General features: G+C 65.9%; 12 protein-coding genes. 1 reads left to right on the forward strand and 11 read right to left on the reverse strand.

Going from position 1 to position 15,121, the window contains the following annotated elements:
• Window positions 1–117: 117 nt before the first annotated feature.
• A complete protein-coding gene (locus tag Q0743_RS26470; RefSeq protein WP_298244424.1) occupies window positions 118–1,485 on the reverse strand; it encodes an MmgE/PrpD family protein in 1,368 nt (455 codons plus the stop codon).
• Between the two features lie 124 nt (window positions 1,486–1,609).
• Here Q0743_RS26470 and Q0743_RS26475 point away from each other — a divergent pair, with 124 nt between their 5' ends.
• Window positions 1,610–2,725: an FUSC family protein gene (locus tag Q0743_RS26475; protein WP_298244425.1), complete on the forward strand. Its 1,116-nt coding sequence runs from the start codon at window positions 1,610–1,612 to the stop codon at window positions 2,723–2,725.
• Window position 2,726: 1 nt separating this feature from the next.
• Here Q0743_RS26475 and Q0743_RS26480 read toward each other — a convergent pair whose 3' ends face one another.
• The 10 genes from Q0743_RS26480 to Q0743_RS26525 all read right to left on the reverse strand — a co-directional run bounded on the left by Q0743_RS26480 (window position 2,727) and on the right by Q0743_RS26525 (window position 15,019).
• A complete protein-coding gene (locus Q0743_RS26480; protein ID WP_298244426.1) occupies window positions 2,727–3,377 on the reverse strand; it encodes a 2-hydroxychromene-2-carboxylate isomerase in 651 nt (216 codons plus the stop codon).
• Window positions 3,374–3,862 (reverse strand): DUF2867 domain-containing protein, encoded by a 489-nt coding sequence (locus tag Q0743_RS26485; protein WP_298244427.1) that lies wholly within the window; start codon window positions 3,860–3,862, stop codon window positions 3,374–3,376. Before Q0743_RS26485 ends, Q0743_RS26480 begins: the two co-directional genes overlap by 4 nt.
• Entirely contained in the window at window positions 3,859–5,253 is a 1,395-nt protein-coding gene (locus Q0743_RS26490; RefSeq protein ID WP_298244428.1) for an MATE family efflux transporter, read from the reverse strand. The genes Q0743_RS26485 and Q0743_RS26490 overlap by 4 nt, the downstream gene beginning before the upstream one ends.
• Window positions 5,254–5,457: 204 nt before the next feature.
• Window positions 5,458–6,753 carry a UDP-N-acetylglucosamine 1-carboxyvinyltransferase gene (gene murA, locus Q0743_RS26495; protein WP_298244429.1) on the reverse strand — a complete coding sequence of 432 codons (1,296 nt, stop codon included), beginning with the start codon at window positions 6,751–6,753 and terminating at the stop codon, window positions 5,458–5,460.
• A gap of 126 nt (window positions 6,754–6,879) precedes the next feature.
• Complete coding sequence (locus tag Q0743_RS26500; protein WP_298244430.1) at window positions 6,880–7,347, reverse strand: hypothetical protein; 468 nt, start codon at window positions 7,345–7,347, stop codon at window positions 6,880–6,882.
• 111 nt (window positions 7,348–7,458) lie between these two features.
• Window positions 7,459–8,097 carry a phospholipid scramblase-related protein gene (locus Q0743_RS26505; RefSeq protein WP_298244431.1) on the reverse strand — a complete coding sequence of 213 codons (639 nt, stop codon included), beginning with the start codon at window positions 8,095–8,097 and terminating at the stop codon, window positions 7,459–7,461.
• 248 nt (window positions 8,098–8,345) lie between these two features.
• Window positions 8,346–10,781 (reverse strand): DNA topoisomerase (ATP-hydrolyzing) subunit B, encoded by a 2,436-nt coding sequence (gene gyrB / locus Q0743_RS26510; RefSeq protein ID WP_298244432.1) that lies wholly within the window; start codon window positions 10,779–10,781, stop codon window positions 8,346–8,348.
• Window positions 10,782–11,062: 281 nt separating this feature from the next.
• Window positions 11,063–11,758 (reverse strand): hypothetical protein, encoded by a 696-nt coding sequence (locus Q0743_RS26515; protein WP_298244433.1) that lies wholly within the window; start codon window positions 11,756–11,758, stop codon window positions 11,063–11,065.
• Between the two features lie 233 nt (window positions 11,759–11,991).
• Window positions 11,992–14,148 (reverse strand): hypothetical protein, encoded by a 2,157-nt coding sequence (locus Q0743_RS26520; protein ID WP_298244434.1) that lies wholly within the window; start codon window positions 14,146–14,148, stop codon window positions 11,992–11,994.
• A gap of 127 nt (window positions 14,149–14,275) precedes the next feature.
• The gene (locus Q0743_RS26525; protein WP_298244435.1) at window positions 14,276–15,019 is read right to left on the reverse strand and encodes a hypothetical protein; all 744 of its coding nucleotides are present in this window, start codon (window positions 15,017–15,019) and stop codon (window positions 14,276–14,278) included.
• Window positions 15,020–15,121 lie beyond the last annotated feature (102 nt).

Genomic DNA, 15,121 nt, shown 5'->3' on the forward strand with positions numbered 1-15,121 from the left:
GCTGCTTGGCAGCGTCGCGCAAGCACATTGCCGGCTAAGCTCCGGAAGAGACTCGGGATTTCCATATGCGATAGCCCTGCCTCTCCAGGGGAGGGTAAGCGGAGTGCCGCGGCGAAGCTACCTTCCCAGCTCCGTCGCCTGCGCCACGCGATCGAAGCGCTCCAGCGTCATGATCGCATCGGCAAACTTCTCTGCGCGTGCGTTCAGCACCGGGCGGGCCAGCGTCAAAAACTTCTGCTGCATCGCCTGCGCATCGGGGAAAGACGTCGGCTCTCCGGACGGATCCGCATAGAGCCGCTCATGCACACCGTCGTCGGTGGTGATGCTGACGCGCGCGCCGAACGGATGGGTGCGGCCGATCTCGAGCCGGTCGTCCTGAACCACGTCGAACTTGTCGGCGAGCGCGTCGATCGCGGCATCGCCGAGGCGGTTGTAGTCGTCCCAACCGAACGAGCCCTGGTCGAGCGCGAGCGCGCCGGTGAAGAACATCGAGAACTGGCCGCCGACGATCGAGGTCGGATGCCGCTTGGTCGTGGCGTCGCCGGTCAGCGTGATGCCGTTCCGATGCAGGCCGATCTCGACGCGCTTGACCTGGTCGGGCGTCAGATTGTGCTCGCGCCGCATTGCGATCAGCGCGTCGATGGCGGCATGGGTGTAGCGGCAGCTCGGATACGGTTTGACGCCGATCTTCATGGTCTCATAGGTCTTGCCGAGCTCGGCGACCGCCTTGTCGGGATGCGCATCGTCGGTGTAGCCGGCGAGCAGGCCGTGCTTGCCCTCGACCGATTCCGAGGAGCCGACGAAATCGTTGCGCGCCAGCGTTGCGGCGATCACGCCGTTCATCGCGGCGGCGCCGACCTGATAGCGCTTGTTCCAGGCGCCGTTGACCAGGAATTGCAGCGAGCCCGCGGCCTGGCTGCCGGAGACGCCGAAGGCGGAGATGAGCTGCTGCTCGCTGAGGCCGAACAGCTTGCCGGCCGCCGCGGCCGCGCCGTAGGTGCCGGCAGTCGCGGTCGGGTGGAAGCCGCGCGCATAATGCGAGGTCGGGTCGAGCGCGTTGCCGAGCCGGCAGCAGACCTCATAGCCCGCCACGATCGCGGCCAGCACGTCGCGGCCGGAAGCGCCGACCATCTCGCCGACCGCGAAGGCAGCCGGAACCACGGGCGCGCTCGGATGCAGTGAGGAATCGGCGTGGGTATCGTCGAAATCGAGGGAGTGGCCGAGCGCGCCGTTGAGCAGCGCGGCAACCGCGGGTGTCCAGGTCTTGCTGTCGCCGAACACGGTGGAGTCGCCCTTGGTGTCGAGCGCCAGTGCCTCCAGCATTTTCAGCATCGACGGGGTCGATTCCGCCTCGCGCCGTGCCCGGATCGCGCTGCCGAGGAAGTCCAGCGTCAGCACCTTGGCGCGCTCCAGCACTTCCGCCGGAATATCCTGGTATTTCAGGTTGAAGACATAGGCGGCGAGCGTTGCGGTTTCGTGAGCCATCGTGTTTCCTCGTTTTGGCGCGCAAGTTAGGCGGGCTGATTTGGCCTTTCAAGCGGCCTTGGGGCCGCGGGTATCAGCCATGCTTTTGCCTGGCTTTGCGCGGTTTGGAGCGGGATATTCGGGCATGGCGTTCGCAGGGAAGCTGTTCGAGCGGATCAGGTCGCGGCGAACCCAATTGGGGCTCGCGATCCGGGTCACCGTGGCCGCGACCGCGGCCTATGCGATCGCCACCGCACTGCATCTGCTGTTGCCGCTCTGGGCGGTGCTGACCTCGCTGATCGTGACCCAGATGAGCGTCGGCCGCTCGCTGAAGGCCACGCGCGATTACATGCTCGGCACCATCGGCGGCGCGATCTATGGCGGTGCCATCGCGATCCTGATTCCCTATTCCAGCGAAGCCGGCCTGCTGGGCCTTCTCGTGCTCTCGGTCGCTCCGCTCGCCTTCATCGCCGCGATCAATCCGAGCCTCAGCGCCGCCACGGTGACGGCGGTCATCGTGCTGCTGGTTCCGACCATGCATCATTCTGATCCCATGACCTCGGCGATCGACCGCGTCAGCGAGGTTGGTGTCGGGGCGGTCACGGGCCTGCTGGTCTCGTTCCTGGTGCTGCCCTCACGTGCGGTGCGGCAGATCCGCGCCGCGGCGGCACAATTGCTCGAATTGATTGCGGATGCCTTCACCGAATTGCTCGCGGGCCTCACCCGCGGGCGCGACAACGACGCGCTGCACCGGATCCAGGATGGCATCGGGACCGCGATGGTCGGCATGAATGCCATCGGCGCCGAGGCCGAGCGCGAGCGCGCCGCGCGGCTGTCGAGCGGGCCCGACACCGGACCGCTGCTGCGCACCGTGCTGCGGCTGCGCCACGATGTCGTGATGATCGGCCGCGCCACCGTGGTGCCGCTGCCGGTCGAGGTGCAGATGCGGCTCGCCGCGCCCCTGACCGAGGTGTCCACCGTGATCGCGCGTTTCCTGCGCTCGGCCGCGGCCGCCTTGCGCGAAGGCGCCGGCGCGCCGCCGATCCATCCGGTCCACCTCGCGCTTCAGCACTACGCCGAGGCGGTTGCCGCCGTCCGTCAGGACGGCCTGATCCGCGGCCACGCGAGCGACACCGCCGAGCGCTTCTTCGCGCTCGGCTTCTCGCTGGAGCAGATGCACCAGAATCTGTGCGACCTCGATCGCGTCGTCGGCGAATGGTCGGAGGCGGCGAGCAGCAAGTTGGCGCGCGTGGCGGAGTAAGCTACCGCCTTTGCAGACCCTTGCCCTGCATGCGCCAGACCAGGAGGTCGATGCGGTCCTGGCCGAAAAACGGCTCGTTCTCGAACACGAAGGTGGGCACGCCCCAATGGCCTGATGCCGCGTGGTCCTTCTCGTTCTCCGCGATCACCTGCTCGTAGCGGTCCGGATCCCCGGTGATCGCGGCGTCCATCGCGGCGAGGTCGAAGCCCGCGTTTTCCGCTGCGCGCGCCAGATGATCGCCCTCGTTCCATCCCGCGACCGAACCGTCCCACAGCATGCGCGCGATCGCATAGGTGAATTCGAGCGCACGGCCCTCGAGCTGTGCCATGGCACCGAGCCGGGTCAGACGGTGGATGTAGGGCTGCTCGGAGGCGACGTCGAACGTCGTCTTGTCCTGCACGATCGGATCGGGCCGGGGAAAGCGGAACGGAATGCCCTCGTGTTGCGCGACGCGGGTGCTGTCGAGCACGACATAGCGAATGAAGTTCGGGCTGGCCTTCTTGAAGAATCCGGGCACGCGGACGGCGAGCGGATAGACCGGCCGCAGGTTCACCGCGAGATCGTATTGCTTGACGAGCTTGAGCGTCTTCGGCAGCGCCAGATAGCTGAACGGACTGCGGAAGGAGAAGAACAGATCGACCGACAGCGTCATCGGGCCGGCTCCACGATGCATCCCATCATGCTGCGGGCCACGAGCTTGTGGAACGGCACGATCAGCGAGAGATAGGCCCGCCCGAGCAGATTGTTGGTTCGCACCAATGTCGTCAAGGTCACCCGCCGGTCCGCCGCGTCGCCGGCGATGTCAATCACGACGCGGAAATCGAGATGGTAGTCGTCAAAGCCGGCGATCAGCCGCTCCGGTGTTTCGCTCAGGACTGGAAACAGGCCGACCATCCCGTGCGGCGCCGGAGCACCGTCGCCCGACGTCTTCAGTCCGAAGGGCTTCACCAGCACGTTGCGCAAGCGCGTCAGCGCTTCGATCCAGCGCGGCCCGTGCAGCACCATCCGTGTGCAGGCCTCGCGGGCACTCACGCTGGTCGCGCCGACCTCCGCGCGAAATGCGTCGATGAACTGCGCGCCCGCCAGCACCGTGCCGGCGTCGACATCAGGGGTGACTTCGCGGACCGTTGCGATCATGCCGCCAGTTTGCGCGTCAACATCCGGAAGCGCAAGATCAGCAGGCCGGCATAGACGAAGGTCCCCACCGAGAATCCGACCCAGACGCCGACCGCGCCCAACCCCGTGTGGAATGCAAGAATCCAGGCGACGGGAAAGGAGATGCCCCAATAGCCGATCGCGGCGAACACCAGCGTCATCCTTGTGTCGTTGAGGCCGCGTAGCGCGCCGCCCATGATGGTCTGGAGGCCGTCGGCGATGAAGAAGGTGGCGCCGACCAGCAGCAGCAGCGCGGTCAGCGCGACCGTGGGCGCGCTGGCTTCTCCGCTCCCGAAGAACAATCGGCCCAGCTCGTAACGACCGAGGATGATGGCAAGCGTCAGGGCCGAGACCAGCGCGATGCCGAGCACGGCGGCGGCCAGCCCGGCGCGCTTCACCGCCGCCGGATCGCCGCGGCCGAAGGCGTGGCCGACCCGCACCGTCGCCGCCATGCCGATGCCCAGCGGCACCATGAACAGCACGGCTGTGACCTGGAGCGCGATCTGGTGCGCGGCAATCGCGGTGGTCGAGATCAATCCCATCAGCAGCGCCGCCGAGGAGAACAGGCCATATTCCAGCAGCAGGGAAAACGAGATCGGCGCACCGACCGCGATCAGCTGCCGCATCAGCGGCCAGTCGATCCGCCACAGATGGGCGAGCGGGCGGTAGTCCACGAACGGCTTCCGCCATGCAGCGATGGCAAGAGTCGCGAGGAAGGTGCCGAGGTTGACGATCGTGGTCGCAAGTCCGGCGCCGAACAGGTCGAGCTCCGGCAGGCCGAACAGGCCGTGGATCAAGGCATAGACCAGCGCGGCATTGACCGGGATCGCGGCGACCGTGATCCACAGCGGCGCCTGCGGCCGGTTCACCGCGCTCATCATGCTGCGCAGCGCGATGAAGCCGAGTGCCGGCGCGATGCCCCAGGCGAGGCCGTTGAGATAGCGCTGGGCGAGTGCGGCCGATTGCGGCAGCTGGCCGAGCGCGATCAGGATCTGCTCGCCATAGAGCGGCGAGGCCATCATCGGCAGCGAGATCAGGAGCGCGACCCACAGCCCGACGCGCAGGGAGTGGCGGATGCGCCTGACGTCGCCGGCGCCGAATGCCTGCGCCGCCAGCGGCGACACCGCCGACATCAGTCCGAGCCCGAAGGTGAAGCTGACGAAATAGACCGTGTGCGCCAGCGCCGCCGCTGCCACCGCACCCTCGCCGAGTCGGCCGATCAGCGCGAGATCGGTCGTGATCATCGCGATCTGCCCGAGCTGCGTCAGCATCAGCGGCACGGCCAGCCGCAGCGTCTCGACGAATTCCTGCGCGAGATGGTTTTGCGGCACGCCGGCTTGCGGCTGCGAATGATGTTGGACGGTGTCGAGCATGGCGGCTCAATAGCACGTCCACGCGACGAAAACATGGCTCGTGAGAACGAGAGGCGAGGACGCTCTATCCTCTCGCTCGGTCTCGTAGGGTGGGCAAAGGCGCGTTAGCGCCGTGCCCACGTCCTATCGATGATCGAGAGAAATCGTGGGCACGCTACGCTTTGCCCACCCTACGACACTGTCGTCGGGGAGAGGTCTCCCAAATCACCCCTTGCGCTCCGGCACGCGCTTGATCTTCGCGCCCAGCGCGTTCAGCCGCTCCTCGATACGCTCGTATCCGCGCTCGATCTGGTCGGCGTTGTTGATGGTTGAGGTGCCCTGGGCGCACACGGCCGCCAGCAGCATCGCCATGCCGGCGCGGATGTCGGGCGAGGTCATGGTGGCGCCGTGCAGGCGACTGGGGCCGGCGATGATCGCGCGATGAGGATCGCAGAGAACAATTCTTGCGCCCATCGCGATCAGCTTGTCGACGAAGAACATCCGGGATTCGAACATCTTCTCGAACATCAGGATGACGCCCTCGCATTGCGTGGCGGTGACGATCGCGATCGACATCAGATCGGCCGGGAAGGCCGGCCAGGGCTGGTCCTCCAGCTTCGGCACGTGGCCGCCGAAATCGTCCTGGATCTTCAGCGTCTGGTTCGAGGGCACGATGAGGTCGTCACCCTCGACGCGGCAGACGATGCCGAGCCGCTCGAAACCCATGCGGATCGAGCGCAGATGCTCGACGCCGGCGCGCGTGATGCGCAGCGGCGAGCGCGTCACGGCGGCAAGGCCGATCAGCGAACCGACCTCGATGTGATCGGGCTGGATCCTGTAGGTCGCGCCCCCCAGCGTCGCCGGCCCGTGCACGATCATGGTGTTGGTGCCGATGCCCTCGATTCTCGCGCCGAGCGCGACGAGGAAATTGGCGAGGTCCTGCACATGCGGCTCGGAGGCGGCGTTGCGCAAATAGGTGACGCCGTTCGCGGCGACCGCTGCCACCAGCGCGTTCTCGGTCGCGGTCACGCTCGGCTCGTCCAGGAACACGTCGGCACCGGCGAGCTTGGCCGCGCGGAATTCGAGCCGGTCGGTTGCGGTGACCTTCGCCCCCAACTGCTCCAGCGCCAGCACATGCGTGTCGAGCCGGCGGCGGCCGATGACATCGCCGCCGGGCGGCGGCAACATCACCTCGCCGCAGCGGGCGAGCAGGGGGCCCGCGAGCAGGATCGAGGCGCGGATGCGCACGCACAGCTCGGGGTCGAGATCGGCGGCGCGGATGCTCTTGGCGTGGATGTGAAGCGTATTGCGGGCGGTCCATTCCGCGGATGCGCCGACGGAGCGGATCAGCTCGACCAGCGTCTCGGTGTCGCGGATGCGCGGCACGTTCTCCAGCGTCACCGGATGTTCGGTGAGCAGGGCCGCGGCAATGATCGGCAGCGCCGAATTCTTGTTGCCGGACGGCTCGATCGAGCCCGAGAGCCGGTGACCGCCCTCGACGATGTATTGGATGGGCGCCACGGGGATTTCTCCGTCCTGATGGGTTGGGGCGGGCTGCTTTGGAGGCGGAAACTATAGGGAATTGAGCGCGGTAGCAATTGCGCTGGCTGCGGCTTCCGGGGCCGCCGGCGGCCTTTCGCGGGAGCCTCAGAGCAGGCCGATGATATTCCCCACAACATAGAGGATCGCGATCAGGATCAGCGCGCCGATCATGACGAAGGAGATTTCGATCGCGATGGCGCCGGTGCCGAGGATGGCCGCGACGCCGGCGAGGAGCCGTTCCTCCCTAGAGATCAGCGAGAGGACAGACAGCAGGATGGCGAGCAGGCCGAGCGAGATCGCGGTGGCGGATGCTGTTTCGCTCCAGCTGCGCCCTGCGGATTTCTCGACCTTCGGCGCCTGGTATTCGATTCCCTTCACGCGCGCCATCACGCGGTCCTTGATGCGATGGCCGGTGTCGACGATGACCTGGTCCGCCGGCGGCGGCGGAAACACCATCGGCACCACCCAATGCGGCAACACGGCCGCCATCAGCGCCAGCACGCCGACGATGCTTCCGATGATGCCGAGGCGGCGGGATGGCGCGGCGGAGCTGGTCGTTGCAGAGGCGGTCATGGCGTGACACTTCCGGGCCGGAATTGGCCTTGGATCATGCCACTTCGTCGCGACGGCGGGTGGAGAGGTTCAGGGAGTTGCGGCGGGCAGGCGGGAGAGGTCCGCTGCGCTTCAATTGCGGAACAAATTGATGACGCCACCCTCGCCTTTGACTTCGAAATACATCAGGTCGATGTAGATCGCGGCCGCAAGAACCAGCGCTCGTTCATCTTCCGTCAGGCTGCGTTCCAGAAACTCGACCAGAAAATTGTCGCGGTCGGTGAACAGCTCGGAGCCAAGGCCGGACCATTTCTTCGCAACGCGCGCCTGCTCTCGCCCGCCGCGCATGAACGGAAAGGTCCATACGCGCCACCATGGCGAGCTGACTTCGAGCACGACGCGCCCCTGCGCATCCTGCACATGGAAGGTCTTGGTGAGAATCGAAAACTGACGTTCGATGGTTCCGATGAGGCGGCCGTCGCGCGAACGCAGCTCCAGACATTGAAAGAACCAGCGGAAGGGATGAATCCCGTGCATCACCGGCTGTCGGGCGCCATCGAAAAAATGAACCTCAAAGGAGCGCCAATGCCCAAATGCCTGACGCCACAAAAAGCCGAGAATTCCCTTTTGCTGTTCGGCTGCATAAAGCAGATCGCGCCCATTTTCGTCGCGGATGCGATATTTGTTGCGGGTTTCGAGGCCGAAGAGTTCGGCCATTTCGAAGACCTGCTGCACATACATTCGGTGCTGGTCAGCTAAAATCGGCAACATTCGCTCGGACCTCTTCCAGTGCCAGCTACGCCATTTTGTCGCGGTGGCCGGTGGGGAGGTTCAGGGGCGGTGTCGTCATGAAGGTGGTGCGCCCCCTCTCCCGCTTGCGGGGGAGGGCTGGGGTGGGGGTGTCCCCGCATCGGGATTGTCGAGAAATGCAGCGGCTGTCCCTGGTGGCGAGAGCCCTCACCCGCCGCGCTCTGCAAGCGCGTCGGCCTCTCCCGCAAGCGGGAGAGGCGAAACAAGCCTCAGATATCGATCGTCGCGCTCAGCGAATGTTCCTGGATGAAGTCGCGGCGCGGCTCGACCACGTCGCCCATCAGCTTGGTGAAGATGTCGTCGGCCTCGTCGACTTCCTTGACCTTCACCTGGAGCAGCGAGCGCACTTCGGTGTCGAGCGTGGTCTCCCAGAGCTGCTCGGGGTTCATCTCGCCGAGACCTTTGTAGCGTTGCAGCGTGATGCCCTTGCGCCCGGAATCGGTGACCGCCTCGAACAGGTCGGACGGACCGTGCACCACGTGCTCGATATCCTTGCGCCGCAGCTTGCCGGAGCGGGCATAGACATCCTGGAGTTTTGGCGCGTACTCGTCGAGCTTGCGGGCTTCGACCGAGCCCAGCAGCGCATCGTCGATGACGGCCGCTTCCCTGACGCCGCGCACGGTGCGCTCGAACAGGAAGCCCTGGCCTTCGACGAATTGGCCGACCCAGCCGCGCTCGACCTCCTCGGCCTGGCTGTCCAGCCGGGTCGCAATGTACTGCGCGGCGGCCGTGGCGTTCTCGGGGTTGCCGTAGACCGACTTGTTCAGCACGCCGGTGATGGCCGCCTGCTCGACCACCTTGCGGTTATAGCGGCTGTGCAGGTTGCGCAGGATGCTGCGAACGACGCGGGCATCGTCGACCAGCGCGCGCAGGTCGCGTCCTGAGCGGTCACCGCCGGTGCCGGGGATATACACGCAGTCGTCGAGGCCGGCGTCGATCAGATAGTCTTCCAGCGCCCGCTCGTCCTTCAGGTACTGCTCGGACTTGCCGCGTGAGACCTTATAGAGCGGCGGCTGGGCGATATAGAGATAGCCGCCGTCGATGATGTCGCGCATCTGCCGGTAGAAGAAGGTCAGCAGCAGCGTGCGGATGTGGGCGCCGTCGACGTCGGCGTCCGTCATCACGATGATCTTGTGATAGCGCAGCTTCTCGACCGAGAATTCGTCGCTGATGCCGGTGCCGAGCGCGGTGATCAGCGTGCCGATCTGTTCCGACGACAGCATCTTGTCGGGGCGGACGCGTTCGACGTTCAAGATCTTGCCGCGCAGCGGCAGCACCGCCTGGAATTCGCGGTTGCGGCCCTGCTTGGCGCTGCCGCCTGCCGAGTCACCCTCGACGATGAACAGTTCCGACTTGGCCGGATCCTTTTCCTGGCAGTCAGCGAGCTTGCCGGGCAGCGAGGAGACCGAGAGCGGGCTCTTGCGCGTCAGCTCGCGCGCCTTTCGCGCAGCTTCACGCGCGGCGGCGGCCTGGATCACCTTGCCGACGATCATCTTGGCTTCGGTCGGGTGCTCCTCGAACCATGCCTGCAGCGCCTCATTGAGCACGTTCTCGACCACGGGGCGCACTTCCGAGGACACCAGCTTGTCCTTGGTCTGCGACGAGAACTTCGGATCGGGCACCTTCACCGACAGCACGGCGGTGAGGCCTTCGCGGCAGTCGTCGCCGGTCAGCGCGATCTTTTCCTTCTTCGCGTTGGCCTCGGCGTAGCCGTTGACCTGGCGCGTCAGCGCGCCGCGGAAGCCGGCCAGATGCGTGCCGCCGTCGCGCTGCGGGATGTTGTTGGTGAAGCACAACACGTTCTCGTGGTAGCTGTCGTTCCACCACAGCGCCGCCTCGACGCCGATGCCGTTGGCTTCCGAGCGCACCATGATCGGCGTCGGCACCAGCGCCTTCTTGTTGCGGTCGAGATATTTGACGAATTCCTCGACGCCACCGGAATAGTGCATCTCCTCGCGCTTCTCGACGGCATGACGCATGTCGGAGAGGATGATGTTGACGCCGGAGTTGAGGAAGGCGAGCTCGCGCAGACGGTGTTCGAGCGTCGCGAAATCATATTCGATGTTCTTGAAGGTCTCGGTCGAGGCCAGGAACGTCACCTCGGTGCCGCGCCGGCCCGGCGCATCGCCGACCACCTTGAGCGGCGCCACGGCATCGCCATGGGCGAACTCGATATAGTGCTCCTTGTCGTCACGCCAGATCCGCAAGCCGAGCTTGCTGGACAGCGCGTTGACGACGGAGACACCGACGCCGTGCAGACCGCCGGAGACCTTGTAGGAATTCTGGTCGAATTTTCCGCCGGCGTGCAGCTGGGTCATGATGACCTCGGCCGCCGAGATGCCTTCGCCCTTGTGAATGTCGACGGGAATGCCGCGGCCGTCGTCGCGCACGGTGACGGAATTGTCGGCATTGAGCACGACGTCGACGCGCGTGGCGTGGCCCGCCAGCGCTTCGTCGATCGCGTTGTCGACGACCTCGTAGACCATGTGGTGCAGGCCCGAGCCGTCGTCGGTGTCGCCGATATACATGCCGGGGCGCTTGCGGACGGCATCGAGACCCTTGAGCACGCGGATCGATTCCGCACCGTATTCGCTCGGATTGGAGGGCTCGTTTTCGGCAGCGGGCTGCCGAGCAGGTTCTGTCATGAGAGGCCTTCGAGATGTCGCCCGAATCAGCGGCGCAAAAGGCGCTGATTTGCGAGCTATTTGTGCCATGAAAGCGGGATTGCGCCTAGCGCAAAGTATGCTGCCGCAACCCTTTGAGGAAATGGGGTTTTTTGGTCGGCTTTCAAGGCGCGCGAAGGCCGATTTCGGGCCCCGTGAAAAGCCCGATTCGAGACCCGTTTTGGGCCCTCAAAGGCGTGGATTTTGCGGGGGCCCGGAAGCCTCTTCCACGGCGCCCTGCTGCCGCAGAGCGGCCCGTGGGTTCAATAGATCTGGTCGGACTTGCCGTCATCGTCGCTGAGCCTCAGGAACCACGCCTGGCCCGCGGCCAGTGTGATGGAATCGGTATGCACCAGATGACCCGAGACGTGCAGCTCGTAGGGATAGGTGCCGGGTGGCAAGTCCAGCGTTTGCGGATGATTTACGCCGCCCGCGATCTTGATGGTTTGATCGTTGATCGCGAGCGAAGCCACGTCGGGAACGCGATAGCCGAAGATCAGCCGTGCTTGTCCTGGCACTGGCAGGAAGTTGGCCCTGGCCGCGGCCTCCGTATTTCGCTGCACGAGGTCGACAATGGTCTCGCCCTTGGCACGATCAAGCGTCAGCGTGCCCGGCCCCTTCGGGGAAGCGAACACGAGCAGGGCACGATCTGCGGCGATGACCGCACCATCAGGCTTTTCCTGCCAGCCGCGCTTGCCAAGCTCTGCGCGGTAGAAGGCGAGGACGTCGTTGAGCTCGGCGGGCACCTCGGCTTTGAGCTCGAGCCGGAGCGGGACGTCGACGCCGTTCACGCGCGTGCTGCTGAAGCTCGAGTGGCTGGCTCGCGTCGGCACGGGCATGTCTGCGTGGGCATCTGCTGCGGTCAGCGGCTCCTGCGAGCAGCTCGCAAGCAGAGCGAGGCCGCAAACCAACAGCCGCCGTCGTGCCGGGACCCTCGTCCCGCGCCTCAACTTCGTCATGCCCGTTCTCCAGGGATGCCGCGCGTCCTGATCGTCGCGCGACGCAGCGGCAGCGACCCGGTCGCCGCCACCTCATCGACTAGAGCGCTTTCGAGCAAAGTGGACACCGGTTTGCGTGAAGAAAACGCGTCAAAACAAGAATCTAGAGCTTCGGTTCTGATTCAATCAGAACCGAAGCTCTAGTCGCCCTGCGAACTCGCCGGGTTCAACCCGGCCAGTACCGCACAGGGGTATCAGTACATCTGCAGCGGCAGCACATCTCCATCAGGACCCACCATGAGGCCCCATGCGTCGCCGGCGGCGACCGTCAGGGTGTCGGTGCGGGCGGGACGCCCCGATACACGCAGCGCGTACTGGTACTTGCCGGGCGGCAGATCGAGCATCGGGCCCTTCGGCGATTGCGGGCCACCGGCGCCGGCCGCGATCCTGACGGTTTGCTTGTTGATCGTGAACGAGGCTTCCTTTGGCCCGATATTGCCCAACATCACCTTGGCCTGGCCAGCCTTCGGCATGATGTCGGCCTTGGCGGCGGCATCCGGATTCTTCTGCGCCAGATTGACCGTGGTCTCGTTCCTGGCGCGACCGAGCTTGAGGACGGCCGGGCCTTGCGGCGAGGTGAAGTCGATCTGCGCGCGCTCCGCGGACACAGTCGCGCCGTCGGCCTTTTCCTGCCAGCCGAGCTTGGAAAGCTCCGTGCGGTAGAATGCCAGCACGTCGCTCAGCGGGGCCGGGATGCTGGCTTCCAGCTCACGGCGGAACGGCGTATCCGTGCCCGGCAGCTTGGTGGTGGCGAGCGAGGTCGACGATCGCTGGGTCGGCACTGGCAGCTGGGATTCGGTGTCGGGCTTGAGCGGCTCGGCGGATTTCGCCTGCACCTCCGGAATGGGGGCCGGCTTGGCTGCCGCCATCACCAGCGCCGATCCGCTCGCGCTGACATTCACCCTTGGGCCCATCTGCATCACGGTCATCGAGATCGACTTGCCGCCCTTGGAAAATTCCATCACCGCCATGTTGGGTTGATTGATGACGGAGGGCTGCTCCTTCCAGCCGGCGGGCTTGAGCGAGGCGCGGTAGAACGCGGTGACCGCCTTGACGCTCGAGGTGGAGGAGAATTCGAGGTGGCCGCCGTCGCCTTCGAATTTCACGCCCTCGGCCGTCTCGGGCAGCGGCACCGGCGTCTTGCTGTCGGCAAGCGCGCCAAGCGGCGCATCGGACAGCGCGGCCGCCTGCACCTTGCGCCGCGCTTCGTCGGCGGCGATGACTTGCTTGGCCATCGCCTCGGCATCCTTCATGAACCTCTCGTCCGCTTCCTTCTTCGCCCTGGCGCGGGCGGCGAGGGCGGATTCCTTCACCCGTGCGGTCAGGCTGACCATGGTGAAATCATATTTGCGGCCGAGCCGGAGCAGGCCGGTTTCATCAGTGTTGGAGATCTTGATCGCCACTTCGTCGCCGGGCGCGAGCGGCGCGCTGCCGTCCTCCTGCCAGCCGCGCGCGGCGAGCTCGCGATGATAGAACGCGAGCACCGCGGGCAGTTCGGCCATCGCGGCGGCCGACATTTCGCGCTTGTTTGAGTTCGCGCTGCCGAGGCCTCGCGCCGTCTTGGTCGGATTCGGCCGCGGCAGGCCGGCAACATCGCTATCGGCGCTGAGATCGACCGGGAGCACGAACGGCGCGATCCGGATGTCGACATCAGTCCGGCCGTCGTCGCGGCGCGTGAGCGTTAGCATCACCGGCTTCTGCTTGTAGAACTGCGTCGTGTCGCCCTCGGGATGGTCGTAGAAGGCGCGCACGCCGTTCGGAACGGTCTCCTCGATGCCTGCCGTCGTCCAGCGCGCCGCCGATTCAGCCGTGAGCTTGCGCCAGCCGATCGCCTCCATCTGGCTGGCGTAGAACGCCGACGTGGCATCGAGCGCGCCGGGGGCGATGCAGCCGAGATAGGGCCTGGTGCCGTCGAATACGAGGTCGCTCGCGCCGTCGGGGAACGGCACGTTCGAATAGATCCGGTCGGTCGTGTAATAGACCATGGATTGGTCAGGCCGGCCGAGCGCCTGCGTGAAGTGAACGGACAGGCCCTGCCGTCCCTTCTTGAATTTCAGCGTGGTGCTCTTCTCCTCCAGCGGCAGCACATAGGGCACCCAGCCATCGGCGATCAGGAGCTTTCGCACCGCCTGCGACGTCACGGCTGGCGGCGTCGGCACGCGATATTCGACGCGGTAGGGATCGGGGCGCGAGGTATCCTCCACGGCGCCTTCGAGTTGCGGCAGCCCGTGGACGTCGACGATGCCCCCGTCGGCGCCGGCCGCGACCGAGCAGCTCGCCACCAGGAAGAGGCCGCATGCAAGCAGCCGCCATCGTGCCGGGACCTGCGTCCCGCGCGTCATCCTCGACATCGTTTCGTCTCCAGGGGCGTGGCGCGGCGCATCGGCTCGCGCGCAATTGCAGGCTGCGACACCGTCGGCGCGGCCTCTGACCAGAAGTCGCGGCAGGAACCCGCGAGGTTCAAAGACCGTTCAGGCCTTAGTAGAGCTGAAGCGGTGGCCAGGCGTCTCCATCGCGCCCGACCGTGAGCTCCCAGGTATCGCCGGCTGCAATGGTGAGAACCTTCGTGCTGGCTGAATGATCCGGCACGCGCAGCTCGTAGGAATATTCGCCGGGCGCCAGATCCAGCGATACGGCATGGCTGCCGGCGGCACGCTTGACGGTTGTCGCGTTGATCGTGAGCGCGGCATCCGTCCCGCTGATATTGCTGAACACCAGTTTCGCCTGGCCGGGCTCGGGCAGGACGTTCGCCCGGATTGCCGCATCGGCGTTCTTCTGCACGAGGTGGATCGCGGTGCCGCTGTCCTTGCGGGCGAGCTCCAGTGCGGCAGGCCCGAGCGGGGAGGCGAAGGCGAGCTGGACGTGATCGGCTGCGACCATCGCGCCGTCGGGCTTTTCCTGCCAGCCGAGCTTTCCAAGCTCCGTGCGATAGAAGGTGAGGACGTCGCCGAGCTCTGCGGGCACGCGGGCTTCGAGCTGTGTCCGCAGCGGGGTTTCGACGCCGGGCATCACGGTCGTGTGGATGCCGCGGTAGCTGAAGCGGGTCGGCGCGGGCAGCTTGGCATCGGGGTCAAGCGTGAGTGCGGCCGAGAACAGCGGCGGCAGATTGGACACGAAGGCGCCGGCGCTCGCCGCGAGCAGGCAACTTGCGAGCAGCGCAAGGCCGCACGCAAACAACTGCCATCGTGCCGGAGCTTGCGCCCCATGCTTCACCGTCGCCATGCCGATGCTCCAAGATCAGTGCGAAGAACAGCGCGGGTGTCCGAGATATCCGCGCGAGGGGCCGCGTGTTGTGGCCTCATGCAGCTAGTCGCTGACGGAAAC

The organism is uncultured Bradyrhizobium sp., assembly GCF_936943645.1.
Lineage (GTDB): Bacteria > Pseudomonadota > Alphaproteobacteria > Rhizobiales > Xanthobacteraceae > Bradyrhizobium.